The organism is Acinetobacter sp. YH12039, from assembly GCF_013420015.1.
In the GTDB taxonomy this organism is placed as follows: Bacteria; Pseudomonadota; Gammaproteobacteria; order Pseudomonadales; family Moraxellaceae; genus Acinetobacter; species Acinetobacter amyesii.
On sequence record NZ_VOZA01000026.1, the window covers coordinates 1 to 25,621 of the forward strand.

The 25,621-nt window shown below is 40.1% G+C and carries 29 protein-coding genes; 21 read left to right on the plus strand and 8 right to left on the minus strand.

Going from position 1 to position 25,621, the window contains the following annotated elements:
- Positions 1-280 precede the first annotated feature (280 nt).
- Positions 281-1,057 (minus strand): SDR family oxidoreductase, encoded by a 777-nt coding sequence (locus FTT98_RS11340; RefSeq protein WP_180005383.1) that lies wholly within the window; start codon positions 1,055-1,057, stop codon positions 281-283.
- 104 nt (positions 1,058-1,161) lie between these two features.
- On the opposite strand from FTT98_RS11340, the gene mazG reads away from it, so the two are divergent.
- The 9 genes from mazG to yjgA all read left to right on the plus strand — a co-directional run bounded on the left by mazG (position 1,162) and on the right by yjgA (position 7,835).
- Positions 1,162-1,956 (plus strand): nucleoside triphosphate pyrophosphohydrolase, encoded by a 795-nt coding sequence (gene mazG / locus FTT98_RS11345; protein WP_180040924.1) that lies wholly within the window; start codon positions 1,162-1,164, stop codon positions 1,954-1,956.
- Positions 1,934-2,365 (plus strand): ComEA family DNA-binding protein, encoded by a 432-nt coding sequence (locus tag FTT98_RS11350; protein WP_180034878.1) that lies wholly within the window; start codon positions 1,934-1,936, stop codon positions 2,363-2,365. The genes mazG and FTT98_RS11350 overlap by 23 nt, the downstream gene beginning before the upstream one ends.
- 134 nt (positions 2,366-2,499) lie before the next feature.
- Positions 2,500-3,969, plus strand: coding sequence for a polynucleotide adenylyltransferase PcnB (gene pcnB / locus FTT98_RS11355; RefSeq protein ID WP_180040922.1), 1,470 nt, complete (start codon positions 2,500-2,502; stop codon positions 3,967-3,969).
- Complete coding sequence (gene folK, locus FTT98_RS11360; protein ID WP_180040920.1) at positions 3,966-4,451, plus strand: 2-amino-4-hydroxy-6-hydroxymethyldihydropteridine diphosphokinase; 486 nt, start codon at positions 3,966-3,968, stop codon at positions 4,449-4,451. Before pcnB ends, folK begins: the two co-directional genes overlap by 4 nt.
- 46 nt (positions 4,452-4,497) lie before the next feature.
- Positions 4,498-5,307, plus strand: coding sequence for a 3-methyl-2-oxobutanoate hydroxymethyltransferase (panB, locus tag FTT98_RS11365; RefSeq protein WP_180040918.1), 810 nt, complete (start codon positions 4,498-4,500; stop codon positions 5,305-5,307).
- Positions 5,308-5,310: 3 nt separating this feature from the next.
- Positions 5,311-6,159, plus strand: coding sequence for a pantoate--beta-alanine ligase (gene panC, locus FTT98_RS11370; protein ID WP_180040916.1), 849 nt, complete (start codon positions 5,311-5,313; stop codon positions 6,157-6,159).
- 22 nt (positions 6,160-6,181) lie between these two features.
- Positions 6,182-7,033 (plus strand): RNase adapter RapZ, encoded by an 852-nt coding sequence (gene rapZ / locus FTT98_RS11375; protein ID WP_180011688.1) that lies wholly within the window; start codon positions 6,182-6,184, stop codon positions 7,031-7,033.
- Positions 7,030-7,299 (plus strand): HPr family phosphocarrier protein, encoded by a 270-nt coding sequence (locus tag FTT98_RS11380; protein WP_067763492.1) that lies wholly within the window; start codon positions 7,030-7,032, stop codon positions 7,297-7,299. Before rapZ ends, FTT98_RS11380 begins: the two co-directional genes overlap by 4 nt.
- Positions 7,300-7,301: 2 nt before the next feature.
- Positions 7,302-7,835 carry a ribosome biogenesis factor YjgA gene (gene yjgA / locus FTT98_RS11385; RefSeq protein ID WP_078189593.1) on the plus strand — a complete coding sequence of 178 codons (534 nt, stop codon included), beginning with the start codon at positions 7,302-7,304 and terminating at the stop codon, positions 7,833-7,835.
- Positions 7,836-8,010: 175 nt separating this feature from the next.
- On the opposite strand, the gene FTT98_RS11390 is transcribed toward yjgA, so the two are convergent.
- On the minus strand, positions 8,011-9,651 hold the full coding sequence (locus tag FTT98_RS11390) for an acyl-CoA synthetase (RefSeq protein WP_180040914.1): 1,641 nt from the start codon (positions 9,649-9,651) through the stop codon (positions 8,011-8,013).
- Positions 9,652-10,186: 535 nt separating this feature from the next.
- Between FTT98_RS11390 and FTT98_RS11395 the strand changes: the two genes are divergently transcribed.
- From FTT98_RS11395 to infC, 4 genes are all read left to right on the plus strand, one after another.
- On the plus strand, positions 10,187-11,467 hold the full coding sequence (locus FTT98_RS11395; RefSeq protein ID WP_180040930.1) for a D-arabinono-1,4-lactone oxidase: 1,281 nt from the start codon (positions 10,187-10,189) through the stop codon (positions 11,465-11,467).
- A gap of 57 nt (positions 11,468-11,524) precedes the next feature.
- On the plus strand, positions 11,525-12,676 hold the full coding sequence (locus tag FTT98_RS11400) for an alanine racemase (protein WP_180040912.1): 1,152 nt from the start codon (positions 11,525-11,527) through the stop codon (positions 12,674-12,676).
- Between the two features lie 326 nt (positions 12,677-13,002).
- Entirely contained in the window at positions 13,003-14,925 is a 1,923-nt protein-coding gene (gene thrS, locus FTT98_RS11405; RefSeq protein ID WP_180040910.1) for a threonine--tRNA ligase, read from the plus strand.
- A gap of 5 nt (positions 14,926-14,930) precedes the next feature.
- Positions 14,931-15,479 (plus strand): translation initiation factor IF-3, encoded by a 549-nt coding sequence (gene infC, locus FTT98_RS11410; protein WP_078192643.1) that lies wholly within the window; start codon positions 14,931-14,933, stop codon positions 15,477-15,479.
- 706 nt (positions 15,480-16,185) lie between these two features.
- On the opposite strand, the gene FTT98_RS11415 is transcribed toward infC, so the two are convergent.
- Positions 16,186-16,647, minus strand: a complete 462-nt coding sequence (locus FTT98_RS11415) for an Hsp20 family protein (RefSeq protein WP_168378471.1) — start codon at positions 16,645-16,647, stop codon at positions 16,186-16,188.
- Between the two features lie 315 nt (positions 16,648-16,962).
- Here FTT98_RS11415 and FTT98_RS11420 point away from each other — a divergent pair, with 315 nt between their 5' ends.
- The gene (locus tag FTT98_RS11420; protein ID WP_168378472.1) at positions 16,963-17,580 is read left to right on the plus strand and encodes a glutathione S-transferase N-terminal domain-containing protein; all 618 of its coding nucleotides are present in this window, start codon (positions 16,963-16,965) and stop codon (positions 17,578-17,580) included.
- 75 nt (positions 17,581-17,655) lie between these two features.
- Here FTT98_RS11420 and FTT98_RS11425 read toward each other — a convergent pair whose 3' ends face one another.
- Positions 17,656-17,991, minus strand: a complete 336-nt coding sequence (locus FTT98_RS11425; protein WP_180124064.1) for an energy transducer TonB — start codon at positions 17,989-17,991, stop codon at positions 17,656-17,658.
- Positions 17,992-18,202: 211 nt separating this feature from the next.
- Here FTT98_RS11425 and FTT98_RS11430 point away from each other — a divergent pair, with 211 nt between their 5' ends.
- Positions 18,203-18,487 (plus strand): hypothetical protein, encoded by a 285-nt coding sequence (locus tag FTT98_RS11430; protein ID WP_180040906.1) that lies wholly within the window; start codon positions 18,203-18,205, stop codon positions 18,485-18,487.
- Positions 18,488-18,499: 12 nt separating this feature from the next.
- Complete coding sequence (locus FTT98_RS11435) at positions 18,500-18,928, plus strand: YqaA family protein (RefSeq protein WP_078192638.1); 429 nt, start codon at positions 18,500-18,502, stop codon at positions 18,926-18,928.
- Positions 18,929-18,983: 55 nt separating this feature from the next.
- Here the strand turns inward: FTT98_RS11435 and FTT98_RS11440 are convergent, their stop codons facing one another.
- The 3 genes from FTT98_RS11440 to FTT98_RS11450 all read right to left on the minus strand — a co-directional run bounded on the left by FTT98_RS11440 (position 18,984) and on the right by FTT98_RS11450 (position 22,195).
- A complete protein-coding gene (locus FTT98_RS11440) occupies positions 18,984-19,718 on the minus strand; it encodes an energy transducer TonB (protein WP_180040904.1) in 735 nt (244 codons plus the stop codon).
- Positions 19,719-20,089: 371 nt separating this feature from the next.
- Positions 20,090-20,830: an energy transducer TonB gene (locus tag FTT98_RS11445; protein ID WP_180040902.1), complete on the minus strand. Its 741-nt coding sequence runs from the start codon at positions 20,828-20,830 to the stop codon at positions 20,090-20,092.
- 102 nt (positions 20,831-20,932) lie between these two features.
- Positions 20,933-22,195, minus strand: a complete 1,263-nt coding sequence (locus tag FTT98_RS11450) for an MFS transporter (protein WP_180040928.1) — start codon at positions 22,193-22,195, stop codon at positions 20,933-20,935.
- Between the two features lie 223 nt (positions 22,196-22,418).
- Here FTT98_RS11450 and rpmI point away from each other — a divergent pair, with 223 nt between their 5' ends.
- Together rpmI and rplT are read left to right on the plus strand one after the other, a co-directional pair.
- Positions 22,419-22,613 (plus strand): 50S ribosomal protein L35, encoded by a 195-nt coding sequence (rpmI, locus tag FTT98_RS11455; RefSeq protein WP_065994397.1) that lies wholly within the window; start codon positions 22,419-22,421, stop codon positions 22,611-22,613.
- A gap of 11 nt (positions 22,614-22,624) precedes the next feature.
- Complete coding sequence (gene rplT, locus FTT98_RS11460) at positions 22,625-22,984, plus strand: 50S ribosomal protein L20 (RefSeq protein ID WP_004647525.1); 360 nt, start codon at positions 22,625-22,627, stop codon at positions 22,982-22,984.
- A 67-nt stretch (positions 22,985-23,051) separates the two neighbouring features.
- On the opposite strand, the gene FTT98_RS11465 is transcribed toward rplT, so the two are convergent.
- Positions 23,052-24,023: a hypothetical protein gene (locus tag FTT98_RS11465; RefSeq protein WP_180040901.1), complete on the minus strand. Its 972-nt coding sequence runs from the start codon at positions 24,021-24,023 to the stop codon at positions 23,052-23,054.
- 251 nt (positions 24,024-24,274) lie between these two features.
- Here FTT98_RS11465 and FTT98_RS11470 point away from each other — a divergent pair, with 251 nt between their 5' ends.
- From FTT98_RS11470 to FTT98_RS11480, 3 genes are all read left to right on the plus strand, one after another.
- Positions 24,275-24,655 carry a hypothetical protein gene (locus FTT98_RS11470; protein ID WP_180020967.1) on the plus strand — a complete coding sequence of 127 codons (381 nt, stop codon included), beginning with the start codon at positions 24,275-24,277 and terminating at the stop codon, positions 24,653-24,655.
- A gap of 70 nt (positions 24,656-24,725) precedes the next feature.
- Positions 24,726-25,277: an adenylate kinase gene (locus tag FTT98_RS11475; protein ID WP_180177388.1), complete on the plus strand. Its 552-nt coding sequence runs from the start codon at positions 24,726-24,728 to the stop codon at positions 25,275-25,277.
- A gap of 110 nt (positions 25,278-25,387) precedes the next feature.
- Positions 25,388-25,600: a hypothetical protein gene (locus tag FTT98_RS11480; RefSeq protein WP_111884721.1), complete on the plus strand. Its 213-nt coding sequence runs from the start codon at positions 25,388-25,390 to the stop codon at positions 25,598-25,600.
- Positions 25,601-25,621: the final 21 nt, after the last annotated feature.

Here is a 25,621-nt window from a genome sequence, read left to right on the forward strand (position 1 = left end):
GTCATGAGAAAGCCCATATAAATGGGTAGAGTACAAGTTGCTGTAGAAGCATTTTTAATTCGTCTGATCACAGATACTTTATAAAGTATTTTAATACTTTTTTGAATCCGTCAATGCGTAAGTCCTATTTTATTGTTAGAGAATAAACACCCGAAAGTAATGGGCGGGTGAATATTATTCAAAAAAAGGAATTTTGTCCTGTTAAAATGTGACAATTGTGTAACTTTGTGTAATTTTCGTACAAATATGATTGCAAAATTAAATGATTAGTAACACGTTACTATTTGGGTTTTTGTGCAATCCAAATATTACTTAAGCGGTTGACAAATTGCGGGCTAAACTTCGATAAATTAAATAAAAATTTAGCTTTCATCCCCACAGGTGTATGTGTGGCCATTAAGACCGTATCCTTTTTTTGTACCAAGGTATAAATTTGCTGAGCGACATCGCTCGGTTGAAGATTGACGCCCATTTTCTTAATGCTTTGGGCATCCATGTCTTGCACCATCGCGGTTTGAACAAATAAAGGCATCACATCTAAAACGCGAATATTGTATTTTTGCCATTCAATATCTAAGCTTTCAGTGAGCCCACGTACAGCAAATTTAGATGTGGCATAGCTGGCTAAATCTGCTTGTCCATAAATAGCTGAAGCCGAAGAGAGGTTAATCACACGAGCAAAATTGCTTTGTTGTAAATAGGGGAATGCCGCATAGCAACCGTTTATCACCCCTTTGACATTGATATCAATCGTTCGGTGGTGTGCAGACAGTTCCGTATGTTCAAAGCTGCCTGAATACAGAATTCCGGCATTATTGACTAAGATATTCAGCTGACCTGCCCAAGCAACAAATTCAGCTAAAGCGCTTTGCCATTGCTCTGGTTGTGTCACATCTAAAAGCCCAGCTTTGGCATGGCTACCGAGTTCAGCAGCTAATGAGGTGACTTGAGATTGGTTAATGTCGTAGAGCCCAACTTTATAGCCTTGTTGTATGAACAGTCGTGCAATTGCTGCGCCAATCCCTTGTCCTGCACCGCTAATAAAAATACTTTGCATGTTATGCTTCCCTGAATTGAGTTGCTCATTCCCTGAGTGAATTTTGAGCATATCAAATTCTGTAAGCGAAACAATGTACTGATGAGTAAATAGCTGGAGTTCACATGGAACAATTATTAGCAGTGATGAAAGAATTACGTGAAAAATGTCCATGGGATCAAAAGCAAACCCCAGAAAGTCTGACTCGTTATGCTATAGAAGAGGCCTATGAAGTTGAAGCGGCGGTTCGTTCAGGTCAGATTGACGATGTGCGAGATGAACTGGGGGATTTGTTGCTGCAAGTGGTTTTTCAGTCGCAGATGTATAGCGAACAAGGCGCATTTGATTTTCAAGATGTGGTGCAAGCGATTACAGATAAATTAATTCGCCGTCATCCCCATGTGTTTCAGGCAGAGCAATTCTCAGCACTTAATGCGAATGATGTGGCAACACTATGGAAACAGATTAAACAACAAGAAAAAGCAGGGAAATCAGCATCAAGATTAGATGAAGTTAAACATGCACCTGCATTAAGCCAAGCAGATGAAATTCAAAAAAATGTGGCGAAAATTGGCTTTGATTTTCCAGATATTGAAGGGGCTTATGGCAAGCTTGAGGAAGAGCTGGGGGAATTAAAAGAGGCCTTAGCAGGCAAAAAATCCGACGAAATATTTGATGAATTTGGTGATTGCATATTTTCTCTTGTGAATGTTGGACGTAAGATTGGCATCTCAAGTGAGATGGCACTGTTAAGTACCATTCATAAATTTAGAAGCCGCTTTGCTTATATTGAAGCACAGGCCACATTACAACAAAAACATGTAGAAGACCTGTCTCTGACTGAAATGGATCAGTTGTGGGAACAGGCAAAACAACAATTAAAACAACAGGCTAAATATGTACCACATCCTAAAGAATAAATACTTTACGCAACTACTTGTCTTGGTTTTGGGTTTAATGGCAGATTTAACTTTTGCTCAAAGCCCTTCGGGCTACGCGGAATGGAAAGCCATGCAGCAAGCTCAAGATCAGCAATTAAAAAAGCAATCTGAGGCCTCGAAGTCCAAAGTGGCAACTGCACCGAGCAATGCCAACTATTATTTGTCACGACCCAGCACCCAACAAAATAGTCGAACAGATCAGGTACGTTTAAATACAGCCTCAGTCGATGAACTGCAGACATTGCATGGAATTGGTCAGAAAAAAGCAGAAGCAATTGTGCAATATCGCAAAAGTAATGGCTTATTTAAAAGCATTGATGATATTCAACAAGTTAAGGGAATCGGTCCTGCGCTGTTTGCTAAAAATAAAGCAAAATTGGCACTTTAAGTGAAGTGTAAAAAAAAGAATTAGGTTAAGCTCAGCTTGAGCATCGAGATAATCAAATTGCCCTTTGATTGTGTTAGAGATATCATTAGCGACATCTTAAGAATTTTACGTTCAGACGTAGGAGACAGCGTCTTTTGCAAACTTTGCGCGCGTCCAAATGTGGTTTATCAACCGCACAATTACCTTCTTCCATTTTAGATGTGATTGATGCCTTAACTAAGGCAGGCTATGAAGCTTATATCGTGGGTGGCAGTGTCCGCGACCTAATGTTGGGTCATGCACCTAAAGATTTTGATGCCGTAACTAATGCGACACCAGCTCAGGTGAAAGAGGTCTTCGGGCGACGTTGCCGAATTATTGGTCGTCGTTTTGAGCTGGCGCATGTCTACTCAGGACGTGAACTGATCGAAGTTGCGACCTTCCGTGCGCCGCCTAAAAAAGCCGTGACTTCTGCTGCGGGCATGATTTTACGTGATAATAATTGGGGTACGATTGAGCAAGACTTTGCACGCCGTGACTTCTCGATCAATGCGATGTATTACCAACCACGCAAAGGCGAAGTGTTAGATTTTTGTCATGCAGTAGATGACATAAAACATAAAACGTTGCGTTTATTGGGTGATCCACAACTCCGTTTTGAAGAAGATCCTGTGCGGATGCTTCGGACTTTACGTTTTGCAGCCAAATTAAACTTTAATATTGATCAAAAAATTCTGGATGTCTTTACTCCAGAACTTACTCAATTGCTGCGTGATGTGTCTCCACATCGTTTATACGATGAGTCACAAAAGCTTTTTACCATGGGGCATCTCAATCGCGTCTTACCGATGCTGATCGATTTTGGTATTTGGTATCAATTATTTGCAGATATCAAACCGGTTGTAACGCCATTTATTGAGTTGGCTGCAAAAAATACCGATCAACGTATTTCGATTGGGAAAACCATTAACCCTGCATTTTTCTATGCCGTGTTATTGTGGATTCCGTTCCAAGAACGTTGTACGTTCTATCTAAACAAAGGTGTAGTTCCTGCTGAAGCACGTGCTCAAGCTGGTTTAGATGTATTGAAACGTCAGGCTACACGAACCATTATTCCACGCTTTGCCGAAACATTTATTCGTGAAGTTTGGGAAATGCAAACCCGTTTGCTGAATCCAAAACCACAGCAAATTGAAGCACTATCAGGTCATGCGCGTTTCCGTGCAGGCTTTGACTTCTTGCTTCTGCGTGAAAAATCGGGCGATACAAGCACGCAAGGTATGGGCCAGTGGTGGGATGCTTATCAGCAGATGAGCACTGACGAAAAAGAACGAGCAATTAGCCAATACAATCGTCAGCGTGCCAAGAGTCGTCGTAAAGCGGCGCATGAAGATGTGGAAGCCAAAACTTCTACTCATCAGCAAGTTGAAATTGAACCGCTGGTGAATGAACCAGAAAGCAGAAGTCGCCGTCAACGTAAGCCTAAATCACATGCCAATAGTCTAGAGACAGTGTCAATCGTTGCAGCGTCAGCCAGTGGTGAAATCGGTGCAGATCATCCGATTTTAAAACGTAAACGTGTGAAACGAGATTTGACTCAGGTTATTTTTGGGCCAACACAATGACGCTGACATATATTGGTTTAGGCAGTAATTTAGGTGATTCTCTACAGATCCTTAGTGAAGCGGTGCATAAACTTGCAACACTCGGAAAAGTGAAAGTCTCAAAACTGTATCAAAGCCCGCCAATGGGGCCACAAGATCAGCCGAATTATTTAAATGCAGCGGTTGCATTAGAAACGGATCTAGCGCCTTTGGCCTTGTTGGATGAATTGCAACGCTTTGAACAAGAGTCGGGGCGTGTACGCCTACGTCATTGGGGGGAGCGTACACTGGATTTAGATTTACTGATTTATGGTGAACAGCACATTCAAAATGAACGTTTGACGGTGCCTCATGTTGGTGTTTTAGAACGTGATTTTGTGTTGAAACCTTTGTTGGATTTAGATGAGAATCTACAGATTAAAGGACAAACATTAAAAGATTTACCTATTTTGAATAATCCAAATTTAACTGTATTGGATGCAGGAAACTGGGCCCATCTTTAATTTTTGTATGACCACTTGAGAAAGCCGTCATCTGAGGAATATTGAAATGATTAGTCTAAGTGACTTGAAAAAATTTAAAGCGGAAGGCCGCAAATTCTCCTGCCTGACTTGCTATGATGCGAGCATGGCAAAAGCAATGGAAGTTGCTGAAGTCGATAGTATTCTGATTGGTGATTCATTGGGGATGACCATTCAAGGGAATGACTCAACTTTGCCTGTCACTGTTGAAGATATGGTATATCACACTGCTGCAGTGCGTCGTGGCAATAAACATGCGTTTATTTTGACTGATTTGCCATTTATGACCTATGCCACTTTGAATGACGCTTTAGTGAACTCAAAGATCGTGATGCAAGCAGGCGCGCAGATGGTCAAATTGGAAGGTGGCGCATGGTTGTCAGAAACAGTTGAAGTATTGACCCGTAATGGTATTCCAGTGTGTGTGCATTTAGGGTTAACTCCGCAATCGGTTCATGTGTTTGGCGGTTATAAAGTGCAAGCACGTACACGCGAAACCGCGGATCAACTCATTGCAGATTGTAAAGCTGTGGTTGATGCAGGTGCAGCAATTTTACTTTTGGAATGTGTTCCTGCCCAAGTGGGTAAAGAAATTAGTGAATTATTCCCAAATACACCTGTGATTGGGATCGGTGCCGGTGCAGAAACGGATGCTCAAGTCTTGGTTCAACAAGATATGTTGGGACTGACGTTTAGTCACGTGGCGAAATTTGTTCGCAACTTTATGAAAGAGCAAGCAGGGGAAACGGCAATTGTGGATGCGTTTAAGGCGTATCATGCTGCCGTATTACATGGTAGCTTCCCTGCCAAAGAACATACATTCCAAATTGAGCTGTAAGACATGAAAACTGAAACAACGATTCAAGGTTTAAGTGCATCGCTAAATCCAGCACGTGCTGCGCGCAAAATCATTGGTTTTGTACCAACGATGGGGAACTTGCATGAAGGTCACCTTAATTTAGTTCGTGAAGCACGTAAACTGTGTGATGTCGTGGTGGTGAGTATTTTCGTTAACCCAATTCAGTTTGGTCCAAATGAAGACTTTGACAACTATCCACGTACTTTGGAACAAGATCAGCACTTATTGGCTGAAGTGGGTTGTGACATCGTGTTTGCGCCGACTGTTGAACAAATGTATGGCAACAAACCGCGCTTAACTAATATTAGCGTGGGCGGCATTACCAATGATTTGTGTGGCGAACAGCGTCCGGGTCATTTTGACGGTGTTGCTGTTGTTGTGACAAAACTCTTTAATATTGTTCAACCGAATTTTGCATTCTTTGGGCAAAAAGATTACCAGCAACTTGCAGTGATTCGTCAGTTTGTACGTGACTTAAATATTCCACTAGAAGTGATTGGTGTGCCGATTACTCGTGCCGAAGATGGTTTAGCATTGAGCTCACGTAATGGTTATTTAAGTGCGGAAAATCGTGCGATTGCACCAACGATTTACCAAAGCTTGAAAACGGCTGAGGCAGAATTACATGCTGGAACTCAACTGGCAGATGTGTTAGCGAATATTAAAGCAATATTGACAGCAGCGGGTTTTGTTGTGGACTATGTTGAAGCACGTACACCTGAATTACAGAAAATTGAAGAATTTGATCAAGACGTGGTGTTGTTTATTGCGGCTAAATTAGGCGCAACACGTCTTATTGATAATATGCAGGTTAAATATACTGCAGTTTAAAACGGCTATGGGGTAGCAAGCGATGAAGCGCATTTTAATTGTTACAGGACAATCTGGATCTGGAAAGTCATCTGCATTACAGATACTTGAGGATTTGGGCTATTACTGTATCGATAATTTGCCATTGGCCTTACTCCCCGAAATTGTTGAAAAACTCGATTCAGAAAATAATCTTGAACAATTGGCACTGGGTGTGGATGTCCGCAGTACACGTGCAGATTTACAAGAGTTCGATTTGGTTTTTCAACAGCTACAACGCCATGGCTCAGTCGATATTATTTATTTGACCACGCGTGATCAGGAATTGATTGCGCGATTCAGTTCATCTCGACGTCCCCATCCGTTGGCAAGTCGTTTCAAAAGTTTAAATGAGTGCATACAGGAAGAAAAATCTTTACTGTTGCCGATTCAATTACGCTCGACAGTACATATTGATACTACAGATAAGAGTGTACATGATTTAAAACATACCTTGCTGTCTAAACTTGGACAGGCAGATAATTTAATTTTGATCTTACAGTCTTTTGGCTATAAGCATGGTATTCCACTCGATGCAGATTATGTTTTTGACGTCCGTCATTTGCCCAATCCGCACTGGGATATGGAATTACGTAAGTATTCAGGATTAGATGAGCCAGTTCGTCAATTTTTACAGCAAAGTGAACAAACCAATGAAATGTTCCAAGATATTTATCATTTCTTGGATAAATGGCTGCCGGCATTTGCCGAAGGGCATCGTCATTACATGACGGTGTCGATCGGTTGTACAGGTGGGCAACACCGTTCGGTATATATCGTAGATAGACTAAAAAAAGCACTTGAGGCAAAATGGTCTATTCAGGTTCTACATAGAGAAATGAAGCACTGGTCATGATCGACACAACTGTTGACGTAATTAATAAACTGGGTTTACATGCGCGTGCATCTGGCAAGCTAATCGAAGTCACGACCAAATTTCGCTCGTCGATTCAAATTGGTAAGGGTGGAAAATTAGTAGATGCCAAAAATATTATGTCTTTGCTGATGCTTGGCGCAGGCAAGGGCACAACTTTACGCTTAGTGATTGAAGGTGCAGATGAAGAAAAAGCTTTGTCTGAAATTCAAGCACTGTTTGCAGCAAAATTTTACGAGGCAGATTAAACGTGGCACGTCGACCGAACCGCTATACCGAAGAAGACTTTGAATCCTTAGAAGGACGTGCAAGTAAAACTGAGCAAAAGAAAGCTGTACAACGTATGGCTGCTTTGGGCGAGGAACTTGCAAAACTGAATCCTAAACAGATTAAAAATCTTCCTGTTGAAGAGCGTCTGATCGAAGCACTACTAGATGCACAAACAATTACTTCACATGAAGCACGACGCCGTCAGTTTCAACGTGTAGGTAAATTGCTGCGTAATGAAGATGAAACCATGATTTTATCTTATTTAACCCCACAGCAAGGTGCGAAAAAAACAGCGCAGCTTCAACGCTGGACTGAACGTATGATTGCCCAAGGTGATCCAGTCATTAAAGAGTTCATGAAAGCACATAATGCTGCTGAACATCATCCTATTCGTCAGCATATTTTGCGTATTCAACGTGATATAGCCAAAAATGTAAGCGAAGAAGAACTGACTGCATCGAAGTTGAAATTGTTTAACTACATTCAACAAGTGGCTTTATTATCTGATAACTAATGCATTATTAGATAGCCAAGTGCTTAGATAGCTCAATGATCAGATAATTCAACATGATCTGATCATTAAAGCAAAGCGTGAAGATGTAGACTTTACATTAAAAAGCGACCTGATCAGGTCGCTTTTTTTTTGCTTGAATGGTGAAAAATTCAAGCTTGGCTTTTGAGTTTTAATATTAACCAAATTCACCAACAGCGCGCTCTTTAGCCCATTCACGTAAAACAAACTTTTGAAGTTTACCTGTCGAGGTTTTTGGAATTTCGGTAATCACCACATCTTTTGGCACTTTGAAACGTGCAAGATGTTGTTTACAGAATTCGATCAGTTCTTCAGGTGTTGCCTCTTTGCCTGTTTTCAATTCAATGAAGGCACAAGGCACTTCTTGCCAACGAGGGTCAGGCTTTGCAACCACTGCAGCGGTCAGTACAGCAGGGTGTTGATACAGAATTTCTTCCACTTCGAGCGATGAAATGTTTTCACCCCCTGAAATGATTACATCTTTAGAGCGGTCAGTAATTTTGGCATAACCGTCGGGTTGGCAGACCGCTAAGTCACCTGTATGGAACCAGCCACCGGCAAAGGCTTCAGCCGTTGCTTCTGGGTTTTTCAAATAACCTTTCATTACGATGTTGCCACGGAACATGATTTCACCCATGGTCTGGCCATCATGCGGAACAGGTAACATGGTTTCAGGATCAATGACTTTCATACCATCTTGAAGCGGGTATGGCACACCTTGGCGAGAATGCAACTGTGCTTGTTCTTGAATGGAAAGATCAGACCAACCTGCTTGCGATGCGCAAAGTGCCGATGGACCATATGTTTCAGTCAAACCATAGACATGTGTGACATTAATACCAATATTACGCATCCCTTCAATAATCGCTGCAGGTGGCGCTGCACCAGCAACCATCACTTCAACGCGATGGTCAAATTGCACTTTTTTCTCTTCAGGCGTATTGATCAACATTGAAAGTACGATTGGCGCACCGCAGAAATAATCTACTTTGTGTTCTGCAATCAATTTGAAAATCAGTTCAGGGTCAATTTTACGTAGACAAATATTGGTTCCGCCATTGGCTGCCATTGTCCAAGCAAAGCACCAGCCATTACAGTGGAATAGAGGAAGCGTCCACAGATACGTTGCACGTGGCGTCATGCCGCAAGCAATGATGTTACTCGCTGCATTGATATATGCGCCGCGGTGATGATACACCACGCCTTTTGGATTCCCTGTGGTACCCGAGGTATAGCTTAAACTAATCGCATCCCATTCATCTTGAGGTAAGTGCCATTCAAAGTTCGCATCGCCTTGCGCCAACCAGTCTTCAAATTCGATTTGTCCAATCGGTTGTGCTGTGCCTTCAAACTCTGCATCTGCAACATCAATGACATAAATCTCTTGATCGATCAAAGCTAAAGCTTCTGTGGCTACTTGAGTGAATTCAGGATCAACCAACAGGACTTTGGTTTCTGCATGTTCCAGCATGAAGGCAATAGTTTTCGCATCAAGGCGTGTATTTAGCGTATTCAGTACCGCACCCGCCATTGGTACGGCAAAGTGTGCTTCAACCATAGCAGGAACGTTTGGTAATAACACAGACACGGTGTCGTTTTTGCCAATGCCTAATTGTTGCAACTGATGCGCAAATTGACGACAGCGGTTATACGTTTGGCGCCATGAAATATGACGATTGCCGTGGATAATGGCATCCTGATCAGGATAAATATAGGCTGCACGCTCTAAATAACGTAGAGGCGAAAGTGCCACAAAATTTGCCGGGGTCCGTGGCAATTCATCGTATGCGCTAACCATCGTGGTACTCCAAGTCCATGTATATTTGTTTTAAATCTGACTTAACAATAATTCAGTCCGTAGCTTCTCTGCATTTATGCTTTAGTCGAGTATTTACACTAAATTTTTAAGTGATTGAAAATGAATAAAATAAAAACAATAAAGTGACGAAAATGAACCCTGTGGTTCTCAAAATTGATTTTTTAGCATAAATAATTTAGCTGAAAAATATACAAGTGTTGTTGGTTTTTTATGCTGATTTTACCGATGTTTTCATGCGTGATCCTTTTTATTGATCTGGTTTGAATGATGCTTGTCGAATAATATAGAGCACTTTGAACAGTCTGTATGTGCATATAAACGAATGGTTTTTTCTTTAATCAATCGTGGCTTATTTACTGTTTTATAACAATAAACTTAAATTTGAGTAGATGCTGAACTTCGTATAATCTAAGTAAAAAATCAAGATGGCTTGTGCATCAACATTGCAAAAGCGGAAATCAAAAATAAAACAATACGGCTGAATACAATAAAAAGTATGGCGATAAGGATGAATATGACAATTCAACACGACATTGCATGGGAAAATTGGTCAGGTGCTCAGAAGTCGATCCCGAAGTCATTTATACAACCGAAAAATCTTGAGCAGTTAATGGAGGTGGTTCAATCCCAACCTAAGATTCGTATGGTTGGCGCAGGGCACTCTTTTAGCCCTTTGGCAAAAACTACAGATACCTTAGTAAGTTTAGATCATCTCAAAGGTATTCTAGATATCGATGCTGAACGCTGCCAAAGTACCGTCCAAGCTGGCACACGATTATTTGATTTGGGCGAGAAGCTCGCGTCTTTTGATCAGGCACTGATCAATCAAGGAGATATTGATCGTCAAAGTTTGGCTGGAGCTATCGCAACAGGGACACATGGCACAGGACTCGAATTGCCGTGTTTATCGGCACTGGTTAAGGGGTTTGAGTTATTAACCGCGCAGGGCGAGTTACTACAATGCAGTGCTGAACAGAACAGCGAAATTTTCCAAGCAGGGCGTGTTTCACTCGGGAGTTTAGGCGTGCTGACGCATGTACAGCTGCAAAATCGACCGATGTATAAACTCAAAGAACAGACGCGATTATGTCCACTGAACGATGTCATGCAGAATATGCAGCAATGGCAATATGAACATCGACATATTGAGTTCTGGGCATTTAGTCATGCCGATCAGGTTATTTTAAAAACCTTAGATGAGACGGAAGATAACCTTCAACCTCGAAAAGAACAGTGCTTAGATGACGACGTATTACTCAAACTTTGTGCAGAATTGACGCGAATTTTTCCACCACTGAATCCATGGCTACAAAAATTATTAGGTGTTTTTGTCAAACCTTCGATCAACGTAGACTGGTCAAGTCGAATTTTTCCTTCTGCTCGAAGTACCAAATTTAATGAGATGGAATACCAGATTCCGCTGCAACACGGGATGAATTGTTTAGAAGAAATTTTGCATACCCTTCGACGACATAAGGTTCCGATGTTTTTCCCGCTAGAATATCGACTTGTACGTGGGGATGATATTTGGCTCAGTCCGTTTTATCAGCAAGATTCGGCCTCAATTTCGGTGCATCAGTTCTATAAGCAAGATTATCAAGTCATCTTTAAGCTCGTGGAGCCGATTTTTTTAAAATATGGCGGGCGTCCGCATTGGGGGAAATTGCATAGCCTAAATGCGCGGCAGCTTCAAAATGTGTACCCCAAGTGGCAAGATTTTTTGAATATTCGACAAGAATTAGATCCTCAGCAAAAGTGGCTCAGTCCAGAGCTACAGCAATTACTGATTGAATAAGCGTCGTGGAAGGTTAAACACTGAAGACCAATTGAACGATATGAAAAAGGGGATGGCATGGATGCATATTTTCAACAGTTGAATACGCTGTTAAAGCAAAACGGGACGGGGATGCCCCAGTTAATCGTGGATGTTGATGCATTAAATCACAACTTGGTGATCACTCAGCAGCAAATACCACATAGTCTGCATCCGCGCTTGGTAGTGAAATCCTTGGCGTGCATGGCATTGCTTCAACACTGTGCTACACAGCTCAAGACACAGCGTTTCATGCTATTTCATTTTGCACATCTGAAAACACTTTTCGAGTCGATGCCACAAGCCGATGTGTTGTTTGGAAAACCGATGCCAATTCAGGCCTTGAAGCATGCAGACAAGGCAGTTTTGCAGGCCACGCAATCGCAAGTGCAATGGCTGATTGATAGTGAACAGCGTTTAGCCCAATACCTCAAATTTGCTGAGCAGCATCAACTGTGTCTACGCATCAATATTGAAATCGATGTGGGTTTACACCGCGGTGGTCTGAAAACGATCGATGAGCTAAAGGCTGTTTTGGATGTAATCGTTCAACATCCCCAACATTTAAAATTTTCAGGATTAATGGGCTATGACGCACATGTGGCGAAGATTCCACGGCTGATCCAATCTGCTGAACAGACTTATCAACAGTCCCAGAAAAGTTATCAACAATTCAAAGCTTATGTACAACAGCGCTATCCAACTTTATGTGATGAACACACCTGTTGGAATGGTGGTGGTAGTCCTAGTTTTAGTTTTCATTATCAGCAGAGCGTCTGTAACGAAGTCTCGTTTGGCTCGATGTTATTAAAACCCGCAGATTTTGAACTGAAAAATTTACAAGCTTTCCAAAGTGCCTTGTGGCTCGCCACACCAGTGTTAAAAGTGTTGCCGCGGACTGAATTACCACAGTTAGAATGGCTCAGTCGTTGGGCAAAATCTCAGGCTGTGTTTATTTATGGAGGCTATTGGCGAGGGGACTATGTTTATCCTCAAGGCAGTCAGCCCCATGCATTATATGGTCGAAGTAGTAATCAGGAACTTGTGCAAATTCCGCAGACAAGTAGCATAGACATAGATGATTATATTTTTTTACGCCCTGCGCAAAGTGAAATGATCATCCCTCAATTTGCACAGCTTTGGTTGTATCAATCAGATCAATTGATCGCCTTAGAGACATTCAGAGAATAAAAAAGCGTCCTTACGTTCTTTGGTTCAATTGTTTCGCAATTTTTTTTTACGTGCGTAACATCAGTTATAAATGAGAACGTGATTATTATGTTGACAGCATAAAGCGCATTTCAGTTGAAATCTGCTTGAATTATCAGGAGTCTTGTAAAAGGCGGTAGAAAAATCAACTTCCATGGGATTAGAGGTTTATTAAAGTTGGCAGGGCGTGTAAAATTTAGGTCGAATTTTATTTATCCACCGTTTTTATCTTTTGAGGGTCTCCCTCGATCATAATCTCGCGGTGACATGCTCCATTGTACGGGGCATCACTCCTTAAGGATTTTTATATGCCAATTATCACTTTGCCAAATGGCGATCAAAAACAATTTGATCATGCCGTGTCTGTGATGGAAGTTGCTCAAAGCATCGGTCCTGGTCTAGCAAAAAATACAGTTGCGGGTCGTGTAAACGATCGTTTAGTTGATGCGTCTGATTTAATTACAGAAGATGCTAGCCTACAAATTATCACGCCTAAAGATGAAGATGGTATTCACATCATTCGTCACTCTTGTGCGCACTTGGTGGGTCATGCAGTTAAGCAATTGTTCCCAGAAGCAAAGATGGTCATTGGTCCTGTCATTGAAGAAGGTTTCTACTATGACATCTGGATGCCACGTCCCTTTACTTTAGACGACATGGCAGCAATCGAAGAGCGCATGAAAAAGCTCATCGATCAAGATTACGATGTCATCAAAAAAATGACACCACGTGACGAAGTGATTGCAGAATTCACCAAACGTGGCGAAGACTACAAATTACGCTTGATTGAAGACATGCCTAACGAGACACAAATGGGCTTGTACTATCATCAAGACTACTTGGATATGTGTCGTGGTCCGCACGTTCCAAATACTAAATTCCTAAAATCGTTCAAACTGACTAAAATCTCTGGTGCTTACTGGCGCGGTGATGCGAAAAACGAACAGCTGCAACGTATTTACGGTACAGCTTGGGCTGACAAAAAACAGTTAGCTGCGTATATCAAACGTATTGAAGAAGCTGAAAAACGCGATCACCGTAAAATTGGTAAAGCGTTAGACTTGTTCCATATGCAAGAAGAAGCACCAGGTATGGTGTTCTGGCATCCGAACGGCTGGACGATTTACCAAGTGCTTGAACAATACATGCGTAAAGTTCAACAAGCTAATGGTTACCAAGAAATTCGTACACCGCAAGTGGTTGATTTCACGCTTTGGGAAAAATCAGGGCACGCAGCTAACTATGCTGAAAACATGTTTACGACTCACTCAGAGAACCGTAATTATGCAGTAAAACCAATGAACTGCCCATGTCACGTGCAAGTGTTCAACCAAGGTTTAAAATCTTACCGTGACCTGCCAATCCGTTTAGCTGAGTTTGGTTCATGTCACCGTAACGAACCATCGGGTTCATTACACGGCATTATGCGTGTACGTGGCTTTACACAAGATGATGCGCATATCTTCTGTACCAAAGAACAAATCGGTACTGAAGTTGCAGACTTCATTAAATTGACTTTAGATGTTTATAAAGACTTTGGCTTTGAAGAAGTACAAATGAAGTTGTCGACACGTCCAGAAAAACGTGTAGGTGATGACAAACTTTGGGACATGGCAGAAAAATCTTTAGCAGATGCTTTAGATGCTGCAGGCCTAGAGTGGGAACTTCAACCGGGTGAAGGTGCATTCTACGGTCCGAAAATTGAATTCTCATTGAAAGACTGCTTAGGTCGTGTATGGCAGTGCGGTACAATTCAATGTGACTTTAACTTACCAGAACGTCTTGACGCATCTTATGTGACTGAAGATAACGACCGTGATCAGCCTGTAATGTTGCACCGTGCAATTCTTGGCAGTTTCGAGCGTTTTATTGGTATACTTATTGAACACTATGCTGGTTTCATGCCACCTTGGTTGTCTCCAATTCAAGCATGTGTGATGAACATTACCGATTCACAAGCTGAAGCATGTGAGTCAGTCGTCGCTAAACTTAAAGAAAGCGGTATCCGCGCGATTTCAGACTTGAGAAATGAGAAAATCGGCTTTAAGATTCGTGAACGTACTTTAGAGCGTATTCCTTACTTATTGGTTCTTGGAGACCGTGAAGTTGAGGAAGGTACTGTAAACGTCCGTACTCGCTCTGGAAAAAATTTGGGTACTATGTCAATTGATGCATTCGTTGACCTAGTAAAAGCAGCCGTAGCCGAACGCGGCCGGTACATTGTGGAGTAAAAGCGATTAAACAGCCTGACCGTAATCAACAGGGCGGAAAATCAAACCGTCCTGCCTTGAATGATGAAATTCGTGCAAAAGAAGTCCGTCTAGTAGACGAAAATGGCGAGCAAAAAGGGATTGTATCTCTTGCTGACGCTTTGCGTGCTGCAGAAGCAGTAGATCTTGACCTTGTTGAGATTGTTGCTAATGCTGAGCCACCAGTCTGCAAAATCATGGATTTTAACAAGCATTTGTTTGATCTAAAACAAAAGCAAAAAGAAGCGAAGAAAAAACAACATCAAGTACAGGTGAAAGAAATCAAGCTACGCCCTGGTACTGATGTTGGTGACTACAACGTTAAACTACGTGCCATTATCAAGTTCCTTGAAGAAGGCAATAAGGTAAAAATCACGCTTCGTTTCCGTGGTCGTGAAATGGCACACCAACAGTTAGGTTTGGCTCAATTGCAAAAAATTGAAGCTGACGTGGTTGACTATGGTGTTGTTGAACAAACACCAAAAATGGAAGGCCGTCAAATGGGTATGCTGCTTGGTCCTAAAAAGAAAAAGTAAGTATCCATTAAAAAAGCACTGCATTTGCAGTGCTTTTTTTTGCCTATATTTTGGTTTTTTAATCTCAATGATGTTCAAGGGCACCAATAATTTTTGCTGCGTATTGATTGGAAAATAGAGCAAAATTCATGAATGCGAACTTATGTCTGAGGGTATTAAGTAAGTTTCTTTAAGAAAGACAAATTTGATTATATTTTAATTGATATTCAATCGTTGTTTCGATTCAGACGTTTTGAAATGCTTTAATTTAGTTTTAATGTAGGTATAAAGTGAGCAAAGCTTTTTATTGAGCTAACTATGTGAGATCTATTTACATAAAACAGGCTGTGAAATAGGAATTTTCAGTACCCTCCAATAGAGTTTCATCTTGGTAATATTAGGTCGTATATTCCATGTCATAAAAGCAATCAGAACAAAGTACATTTCATATAAATAGATAGTAATACAGAGTAGGATTATTTTTTGCAAGATACGCCAAAAATGAAAAAGAGTGGATGAACAGCTTGTAAGCCAGACCCACCAAAGATTCATTAAAAACACCTATAGGGAGTATTTAGTTTGGAATAGAAAATCAGAACATAAAATTTGCAATCGAGACACTATATTCTTGAGATGGCATGATTTTTTATTCTTGTTTGTCATGTTTTGAATCTAACTAATTTTCTTAATATAAAAAAGACCCCGAAGGGTCTTTTTAGATGAGGGCTTATTCAGCGCTATTTTCTTGGACAGGACTTTCTATCAATGCCTTTTTGCCAATTGGAATTTGGCGTGGTAGTTTTTCTTCAGGAATAATACGCTGTAAGTCCACTGTCAATAAACCATTTTCATATAGGGCTTGTTGCACTTCTATATGTTCATCTAAGCGTAAAGACAGTTTAAATGTACGACGAGCAATGCCTTTATGCAGGAATTCCACAGTTGTATCTTGCGCTTCAGTTGGTTTACCTGAAATGCTTAGCACTTGATTTTCTAAGTTTAGCGAAAGTTCATCTTCTGTAAAACCTGCGGTTGCCACCACAATGCGATAGCTATTTTCAGCCGTTTTTTCAATATTGTATGGCGGGTAATTTGGTGTGTCGCTTTGCATGGCATAATCAAATAAATCGTTGAAACGATCAAAACCAATGCTACGACGGAAAAGTGGGTTAAGATTTAAACTACTCATAATTAGAACTCTCTTTAATAAGCAAAGTTGTAACAATAAGAAATGTTCAGTGATGCTAGGCATCCACTGTTCACTAACAAGATCGTTTGATCCTTGTACATGTATCAATATCGGTCTGTGCTGATTTTTTTCAAGGGATTTTTATAAAAAAATTATATTTTTTGAATTTTTGTACCTTAAGTGATTTTAAAAGCAAAGTGATAATTCACATTTTAACGTTACTTTTCAGAAAAACTGACAAGCTTTCACTGGGTTAAACATGTTATACATAAAGCAAAATGAGATTGCCTTACTGAAAATTAAAAAGGAATATAGATGATTGATCTCTACTATTGGGGTACACCCAATGGACATAAAATTACCATCGCTTTAGAAGAAATGGGTTTGGAATACCAAATTTTTCCGATTAATATCTTGGAAAATGATCAATTTCAGCCAGACTTTTTGAGAATTTCTCCGAACAATAAAATCCCTGCAATCGTGGATCAGAATGGCCCACGAGGAGAGTCAATTTCAGTTTTTGAGTCTGGTGCGATTCTGCAATATCTTGGACGTAAAACAGGTTTGTTTTATCCAGAAGATGAGTTTGAGCGCGTTGAAGTTGAACAATGGTTGATGTGGCAAATGGGTGGTTTTGGGCCCATGTTAGGACAAAATCATCATTTTAGTCGTTTTGCACCTGAACGTATTCCGTATGCAACTGAACGTTATGTAAATGAATCTAAACGCTTATATAAAGTTTTGAACCATCAGTTGATTGGTCAAAAATTTGTGGCTGGAGAGTATTCGATTGCAGATATGGCTATTCTGCCTTGGGCACTGCGTCATGAATGGCAGCAAATTCAGCTGGAAGATTATCCATACGTGAAAGACTATATCGATCGACTGACGGCCCGTCCAGCGGTACAAAAAGCCTTAGCAATACACGTTTAAAAAAAGAGCATGGAAACATGCTCTTTTTTTACGAAATAAATAGAAGCTTTTTCCACCAAGGTCTTTGGTTTTCTTTCAGGGTCTTGAGTGAGAAGGGCTGTAAGGCAACAAAGGGGAGGCTACACCATTTTCGATATAAGGTTTGAACTTGGCACGTAAAAGTGACTGCTCAACCCGCTTATCAATGTGTGTAAGTCCAGAGCTTTTGATTAATTCAGCTTTTTGAACTTCGCCGGTGGCTAAAACATACAATTTAAAACTAAGGTCACGATTTTGATTGCCCAGATCGTCATTGTTGAAGTTAAAGAAAGGTCGCTTTTGCCAAATCATTTGATCTTGTGTAATCACGTGTTGTTTGGCAACTTCAGAAGGACTTTGTGCATATAAAGCGGTCAAAATTTGTAATAACACGATAAAACTTAAGCAAAGAATTTTTTTCATAAAGTGAGTTAAAATTATTCAATATTTGCGTGGCAGATTAGAAGTCTCATGTATAAAAGTAAAGTGCGGAAAGACTCCCCTTAAGATTTTAGATAGGACAGAAGAAAATTCTAACGCTGTGTTAGAATGCGGCGCTGCCGAAAAGAACGCGTTGTTGACGGCTTAGTTGGACGATTTTGCGATGAAAGACTTTTTCTTAAATTTTACCCGTATTGTTGAAAATAACCCAAGAATCTATTGGAGTATTATTTTCGGTATTGCAGGCTGCTTAGTGCTATTTGTCGCTGAAATTGTGCATGTTCAAAATATTCTTGCAGATTTACATACCAAAGATCAAAACTTCATGCGGGCTGCAATTGAACCGATTTCTTCACAATATAAATGGTCGAGAATCGTTGTAATTGTTGCAGCAGTGCTTTGGTCAAATTTTGAATATTTGAAGTCGAAGAAAAAATTAGGTCTTTAAGCATTCGTTTCGATGTGGTCATTTTTAGTTTTATTCTTCGCGGCATTTGGGGCTGCGACCTTACTTCCTTTACAGTCCGAAGCCGTATTGCTCGGCTTGTTGAGCTATGGTCAACATAATCCATGGCTGCTGATTGTGGTGGCCAGTATTGGTAATATTCTCGGTTCTTGTGTGAATTGGTGGCTCGGTTTAAAAGTAGAACATTATAAAAATAAAACATGGTTTCCCGTGTCAGAGCTGAAAATGCAGCAGGCACAGGGTATTTATCACAAATATGGTTATTGGTCTTTGCTACTGAGTTGGCTGCCGATGATTGGAGACCCTATTACTTTAATTGCGGGTTTAATGAAAGAAAACTTCTGGCGCTTTGTGTTCATGGTGACCGTAGCGAAAACCGGGCGTTATCTCTGTATTTATCTTATATTTTTAGGTTTCTTCTGAGATAAAACAGGGCATTGAAACATTCAATCCCTGCTTGAAATGTTGAATCTATTACTTATTTACAGCCATTTACTTGAAACTGAATTTCATCTTTAAAGTTCGACTTTTTGTAGATCCAAAGGGTGCTCGCAGTACGTTTAACCGAGATCTGACTATTTCTTAGTGCTTCAACGACTTTCTGATCGAGTGCATAAATGCCAGAGCCTTGCTTGATCTTGACCTTTTTCACTTGTCCGTGTTTGTCCACTTTAAAGTTAAATTTGACTTTACGATCGTGCTGTTTCAACTCATGACTAGTGAGATCTAATTTTGGTTGAGATACATATTGGAATGGCGTTTTCTTATTTGCACTTTGTGCATTCCAAACTTTTGAATCAAAGTTGAAATCACATTCAGGCGTATTGCCTTTAACTCTCAAATTAAACGCTTGATAGCCAATAATGGCTTTGGATTCACCATTTTCTAAATGTGGCTTGACTTTAGCTTTTTTGACAGCAGAAATTAAGATTCGGTCGAGTTGATCGACCCCTGTACTTTCTTCAATACTTGCATCGGTAATGGTGCCTTTTGCATTTGCTGTAACACGAATAATGGCCGCGCGGTCACGTTGCTTGAGGTCTTCATTGGCATATAATGGTTTTGGGAAAACCGACCAATTTAAACGCGTGGTTAAATGCGCAGGAGCAACTTCAATATTCTGTGCCGGAAGTTGATGGGTTTTGGTTGAAGCACTAAACGCTGTAGAAAATGGAGCGCAGGCCAAAAGGGTTAAGCACAGATATTGTTTCATAAGTCTATTCTTGCATCACGTCGTAGAGTGATATTGAGTCGATATTGCTGCGCAGTATTTCCTGTATTGAAAATACTGGCAAGGTGTAAATGAAAAATATTCTCTTATTTTTTCGACTGGTGAGTAATGTCCACGCCAAATAAATCACGTGTTTTCGCCCAACTGATTGCTACTACAGCCATTGTCATACAGCCACCACATAGGAAGATTGGTCTTTGCCGATGAGCTGGATGCTCATGATTCGCGATCCCATGAGGTTTATAGCAGGCATAGTAAATGAAAAAAATGGCGACTTTTATTCATGGTCACTCTAGCAAATGCAGGTAGATATATTTTTATCAAGCTACATTTTATAGGCTAATTTTAATGATTTAATTATTTTCACAATCACTGCTATCGAGACGAATTTGATCTGTAGCTGTCATTTTAAAAAATGGAAACCATGATTTTTTAGATTGAACTGCTGTATGGGAAATGATTTGTTTGATTTGTTCATCGATATATTGATTACCAGAACTTTCTATCAGTGTAATGTCTGGAGTGGTTGCTGTATTTTTTTTCATTGTGAATGTTATGGAGATAGACGGACTAGTTTTAGTGAACAGACTTCGATCTAAATAGATAGATTGCAAAGTTCGTTGATATTTAAATGCGGTTTTTGCGCCTTTGTCTTGAGCTTCATAAACATTTGAATGAAGTTCTATTTTGCATTGAGGTGAAATACGACTTGGGGAATCAGTATTTTCTTCAATAGTTTCTAGTTTAATAGGTAGGTCAGCAACAAATGAAGTGGCTTGACCATGCTCTATATAAGGCTTAAATCTTGCATATCTTAAGGATACGCTGATTTTTCGATCCAAAGAATCTAAGCCTGTACTTTTGAGAGTTTCGACTTGAGTCACTTTACCAGTCTCATTTACATATAAACGTACAAGAAATTCACGAGACTTACCTTTTAGATCATTTGCATTAAAGTCAATTCTTGGTGTTCTAAGCCAACTAACATCACTAGATTTTAATTTAACTTCTTTGGGCATGGTGTTTAGGTTAGTATCAGCATAGGAATAGCCACATAAAATACTGCTCAGTAAAATCAATGTTTTAATTTTCATAAAATAAATCTTAAATTATTAAAATAAAGGAGAAAAATAGAGTGTAAATCATCCATAAAAAAAGGGCAAAATGAATATTTGCCCTTAATATGATCGGTAAATTTATTTTTTTAAATTTTCATTACTTTGGGTGATATCTACTTTAAATAAATCATGTGTTTTTGCCCAACTGATCGCAACTACAGCCATGGTCATACAGCCACCAAACAGTGTCGCCATGATCGTGCCCATATATTTTGCAGCCAATCCAGATTCAAATGCACCAAGTTCATTACTACTGGAGACAAACATGCCATTCACCGCAGCAACACGACCCCGCATATTTTCCGGCGGGTAGAGCTGTAAAATGGTCTGACGAACCACCACTGACACGCTGTCACATGCCCCGGTCATTGCTAGTGCAAAGAGTGATAACCAAAGATGGCTTGAAAATGCGAATATAATGGTAAATACACCAAAACCTGCTACAGCCAATAACATATTACGCCATGCATGATGAGTTGGAGGGAATTTGGTCAATGCAATCATGGTGATCAGGGCGCCAATCGACGGCGCTGCACGTAAATAGCCTAAACCTTCAGGCCCGACTTTTAAAATATCTTCAGCGAAAATAGGCAGCAGGGCAATCACACCACCAAATAGGACAGAAACCAAATCGAGTGAAATTGCCCACAACACAATTTTAGTTTTCCAAATAAAGCGGAAGCCTTCACTTAAACTATCTTTTAAATTGTCAGATTCAATTTTAGGGAAACTGCGTTTACTGAGCAGATTAATGAGGACGAAGCAGACCGTTAGTAGTGCTGCAACACTGAGCAAACTGGTTTCACGGCCTAAAAATGCCAACATAAAACCGCCAAGCATTGGCCCAATAATCACCCCACTTTGCCAACCAATCGTTGTCCATGTTGCACCATTGGCATAGAGCTCCCGCGGGATTAAAAAAGGTTTAAGCGACGTTGCCGAGGGATTATAGAAACCACGGATCGTTCCAAGCCCAAAAATGACCGCATAAATACCCCAAGACAGTTGGGTGACATCAATTTGGCCGAGACCGTATTGGTGAAATAACCCCCAAAGAATCAGTGGCATCGGTACAGAAAAAAACAGACAAATTTTCATAATGGTCTGTTTATTGAAACGATCTGCAAAGTATCCTCCCCACAAAGAGAGAGCAATAAAAGGAATTGCTTCGGCTAAACCAATTAAGCCCAGTGTTAGCGGGTCTTTAGTGATTTGATACAGTGAGTAAGCAACAATAATTTCTTGAATCAAAATGGCTAAGGTCAGACAAAATTGATTAAGCGTAACAATCGAGAAATCCCGATAACGTAGGGCTGCAAAAGCATCCTGTGCAGGTTTCATAATGGACATTAATAGTTGGCGTGCCGACATTATATAAGCCTTATTGGGCATCGCTTATAAAATCATCGGAAAATCTATATCAGAAAATTAATTAAGTTCGATATTCGGTAGAAAGATTCGCTTTTGTTTTGAGCAAAGATGCTTTAGAATACTCGCTCCCTTACCTGCAGGGCGTCTTTGCAATGGTGCAGACGTGCCGAACAGGTGTTCAAAAGAGGTTCTTATGCCTAAGATGAAAACTCGCCGTGGTGCAGCTAAACGCTTCAAGCCAACTGCAAACGGTTTTAAACGTCACCAAGCGTTCAAACGACACATTTTGACCAAAAAATCTGCTAAGCGTATCCGTCAATTACGCGGCTGTGTAATGGTTCACGTAAGTGACGTTGCTTCAGTTCGCCGTATGTGCCCATACATCTAAGGAGATTATAAATGGCTCGTGTTAAACGTGGTGTACAGGCTCATCGCCGTCATAAAAAAATTCTTGCTCGTGCTAAAGGTTACTACGGCGCTCGTTCACGCGTATATCGCGTAGCGTTCCAAGCAGTAATCAAAGCAGGTCAATATGCTTACCGTGACCGTCGTCAAAAGAAACGTCAATTCCGTGCTCTATGGATTGCGCGTATCAATGCCGGTGCTCGTCAAAATGGTTTGTCGTACAGCCGTATGATCGCTGGCTTGAAAAAAGCTCAAGTGATTATCGACCGTCGCGTACTTGCTGACATCGCTATGCATGACGCAGTTGCGTTTGCTGCTTTAGCTTCTAAAGCTAAAGATGCATTAGCTGCATAAGTCTTTATGACTTAAAAAGGGACCGCTTTTAGCGGTCTTTTTTTATGGACGAATTTGATTAGACATCTTATTTTTTCGACCATATGGCTAAAAACACAATGATGCCAATTGTGATTGCGGCAAATTTTATAAACTCAAATTGTTTAAAAAGTAAATAAAAGCCATAAAGTAAAGCGAATAGCATGGCAAAAATTAAAACTAAAGAAAAAAATGCAACCCATGGTTTTTCAGGCTCTTTATCTGTTGAAGTGTTGGTGGCGGAAAGAGCTTGATCGGATGTTGCGTTGAAATAATTAACTTTGGGGTATTTTTTCTGTAGTTGTTTGAGTAAAGCTTTCTCTTCATCATTGACTAAATTTTCGCGGTTGAAATGATTGGCTGTATAGCACGTGACATCTACATGGTGTTCTGACAGTTTGTACTCATAATCCAATAGTTGTGCATATTCTTCGGTTGTAAATAAATGGATCGGTGAGCTTTCGTTTTTTACATGTTTTAAATTTTGGATAGCAGCTTCGATTGAATTGAGCATTTCAAGCAGACTTAATCCAACTTGAGGTGAAGCTTGAGGATTCTCCAAAAGAGGGAGTGAGTCATCCAGAAGGCCATAATAATACAAATTATGGATTAGTTTAAATTGAGGCTGAATGTGGGTAGAAAACGGATGTTCAAATAAATCCAGTTGAATGCTATTTACTAAACTGCTCCAACTCGATTTTTTATCAAAGCAAAAGCAATCGTTCCGCTGTTGTTGATTGAGCTCAATTAATGTAAACAGTCCGAATGCGTCATGAAATTGTGTGGAACTTGCACCCCAAAACTCCCGAGGATCACCAATAGGGCTGATATCTAAAATTTTCGTTTCAGATTGGATTTGAACCAGTGCAAAGGCTTGATTTAAATTGTTGTGGAAAACAGCAAGAGGGTAGTTGGTTTTTACAAAGTCAAAATGAGGATGTTGATTAAGTTTTGCATGCTCAAAAAGAAGATCAAATGGATAAAGTGAGCATGTTCTAATCCGCTTTTCAGCCATATACATAATCAAATGATCAACTGAGTCATGTAGTAATGCATTGGTTTTAAAATCGCGAATTAAGAAAATGTCGCAAGCTTGGCCGCACCATGGGTGCAAAATCTCGTCATAGTAAATTTTCTGGTTAAAAAAGCGTTGAGCGTTATATTGCAAACCAAGAATAAATTGCTCGTAATGATCTAGCATAATGAATCATTTTTTTATTTTTCAATTGTAAGTTATCTTAGCTTGAATTTGATTCAAAAGGTAACGGCCTGGTGCGCAAACAGTATCACTTCCGCCAAGTAGGTGATGATACGTATATTTGGGATGTACATCGTTTAGTAAAACTCAGTCAAAATTTTAAGATTCAGCAAATCCCTGTAAATGACATTCAAGAGTTAAATGAAGCATATTGGTTTCCAAAATCTGTACCGACCACACAGCAAATTATTGAACATCTGCAATTGGTAAATGATGCAGACTTAAGTTATCCCATTATTTTATGTGCCAGTGGTCGAGTGATGGATGGGATGCATCGAGTCGCGAAAGCCTGCATTTCTAATCAGTCAGATATATTAGCCGTTCAATTTGAACAAACCCCAAAGCCTGATTTTATCAATATCGATGCAGATCTTTTGGATTATCGTAAAGAATAAAAGTTAACCTACAGATCCAATGCTGTTATCTTGGAGTAGATTCACCAGACTCAAGTAGATCATCATGACAATGAAAAGAATAAACGTAGTCGGTACATCAGCCACTGGAAAATCAACCTTTTCCAGAGCTTTGGCGGAAAAATTAAGGTTACATTATATTGAACTGGATAACCTATTTTGGCTGGATGATTGGCAGGAGTGTCCTGACGAAATCTTTTTTGCACGTATCGAAGCTGAAATTGCCAAAGCAAAAAATGGTTATGTTATTGATGGCAACTATACTCGGGCGATTCCGGTGAAATGGTCGGAAATAGATACGGTGATATGGTTAGACCTTCCGTTTCCAGTCAATTTATACCGCTCTGTAAAGCGCGCATTTTCTCGGGCTAAGTCCAAACAAGATCTTTGGCTAGATTCAAATAATCAGGAAAGTTTATGGCGGATGTTTGGTCGAGATTCCATTGTCTGGTGGATGATTAAGACCCATAAAAAGAATCGTGAAAAATATCTACAGATGATGAATGCACCTGAATATCAACATATTCAATGGATTCGTTTAAAGTCTGCAAATGCAGTTGATGCATTTTTAGAACAATTGGACTCTTATGTTTTTGATGTTTAAGTTTTGATGTTTTATCAATAAAAAGTGCAGTTAAGTTACAGAAATAATCTTTATACCGCGCTTTGCGACATGCCTAATGTATGGATAGAAAAGAACAAAAGGAAAATAAAATGTTGGCTGAAATAGTTGGTATGGGTCAAGGTAGCATTACTGTAGAGCTCGAAATGATTCCCCGCAAAGGTGAGGCAGTCAAAATCATGTATGGTGCAGACGCAGAGCTTGAGGGGGAAGTAGTCTCTGTCAGTCATTATATTAATCAACATGCCGATCAGCATCGCGTTCGATTAGAAATTCGTCCGTTTAATTATTTAACGACCTCATAATTTTGAGGTCTTTCATACATA

Excerpts from the sequence above, each read along its gene's own strand:
- FTT98_RS11350 (WP_180034878.1), top strand. The coding sequence starts at position 1,934 with ATGTACCACATCCTAAAGAATAAATACTTTACGCAACTACTTGTCTTG.
- FTT98_RS11435 (WP_078192638.1), top strand. The coding sequence starts at position 18,500 with ATGTGGTCATTTTTAGTTTTATTCTTCGCGGCATTTGGGGCTGCGACC.
- mazG (WP_180040924.1), top strand. The coding sequence starts at position 1,162 with ATGGAACAATTATTAGCAGTGATGAAAGAATTACGTGAAAAATGTCCA.
- FTT98_RS11380 (WP_067763492.1), top strand. The coding sequence starts at position 7,030 with ATGATCGACACAACTGTTGACGTAATTAATAAACTGGGTTTACATGCG.
- folK (WP_180040920.1), top strand. The coding sequence starts at position 3,966 with ATGACGCTGACATATATTGGTTTAGGCAGTAATTTAGGTGATTCTCTA.
- FTT98_RS11445 (WP_180040902.1), bottom strand. The coding sequence starts at position 20,830 with ATGAAAATTAAAACATTGATTTTACTGAGCAGTATTTTATGTGGCTAT.
- panB (WP_180040918.1), top strand. The coding sequence starts at position 4,498 with ATGATTAGTCTAAGTGACTTGAAAAAATTTAAAGCGGAAGGCCGCAAA.
- FTT98_RS11450 (WP_180040928.1), bottom strand. The coding sequence starts at position 22,195 with ATGAAACCTGCACAGGATGCTTTTGCAGCCCTACGTTATCGGGATTTC.
- panC (WP_180040916.1), top strand. The coding sequence starts at position 5,311 with ATGAAAACTGAAACAACGATTCAAGGTTTAAGTGCATCGCTAAATCCA.
- FTT98_RS11475 (WP_180177388.1), top strand. The coding sequence starts at position 24,726 with ATGAAAAGAATAAACGTAGTCGGTACATCAGCCACTGGAAAATCAACC.
- FTT98_RS11415 (WP_168378471.1), bottom strand. The coding sequence starts at position 16,647 with ATGAGTAGTTTAAATCTTAACCCACTTTTCCGTCGTAGCATTGGTTTT.
- FTT98_RS11465 (WP_180040901.1), bottom strand. The coding sequence starts at position 24,023 with ATGTATATGGCTGAAAAGCGGATTAGAACATGCTCACTTTATCCATTT.
- FTT98_RS11430 (WP_180040906.1), top strand. The coding sequence starts at position 18,203 with ATGAAAGACTTTTTCTTAAATTTTACCCGTATTGTTGAAAATAACCCA.
- FTT98_RS11440 (WP_180040904.1), bottom strand. The coding sequence starts at position 19,718 with ATGAAACAATATCTGTGCTTAACCCTTTTGGCCTGCGCTCCATTTTCT.
- FTT98_RS11400 (WP_180040912.1), top strand. The coding sequence starts at position 11,525 with ATGGATGCATATTTTCAACAGTTGAATACGCTGTTAAAGCAAAACGGG.
- rapZ (WP_180011688.1), top strand. The coding sequence starts at position 6,182 with ATGAAGCGCATTTTAATTGTTACAGGACAATCTGGATCTGGAAAGTCA.
- FTT98_RS11395 (WP_180040930.1), top strand. The coding sequence starts at position 10,187 with ATGACAATTCAACACGACATTGCATGGGAAAATTGGTCAGGTGCTCAG.
- rplT (WP_004647525.1), top strand. The coding sequence starts at position 22,625 with ATGGCTCGTGTTAAACGTGGTGTACAGGCTCATCGCCGTCATAAAAAA.
- thrS (WP_180040910.1), top strand. The coding sequence starts at position 13,003 with ATGCCAATTATCACTTTGCCAAATGGCGATCAAAAACAATTTGATCAT.
- rpmI (WP_065994397.1), top strand. The coding sequence starts at position 22,419 with ATGCCTAAGATGAAAACTCGCCGTGGTGCAGCTAAACGCTTCAAGCCA.
- FTT98_RS11480 (WP_111884721.1), top strand. The coding sequence starts at position 25,388 with ATGTTGGCTGAAATAGTTGGTATGGGTCAAGGTAGCATTACTGTAGAG.
- FTT98_RS11420 (WP_168378472.1), top strand. The coding sequence starts at position 16,963 with ATGATTGATCTCTACTATTGGGGTACACCCAATGGACATAAAATTACC.
- FTT98_RS11390 (WP_180040914.1), bottom strand. The coding sequence starts at position 9,651 with ATGGTTAGCGCATACGATGAATTGCCACGGACCCCGGCAAATTTTGTG.
- FTT98_RS11340 (WP_180005383.1), bottom strand. The coding sequence starts at position 1,057 with ATGCAAAGTATTTTTATTAGCGGTGCAGGACAAGGGATTGGCGCAGCA.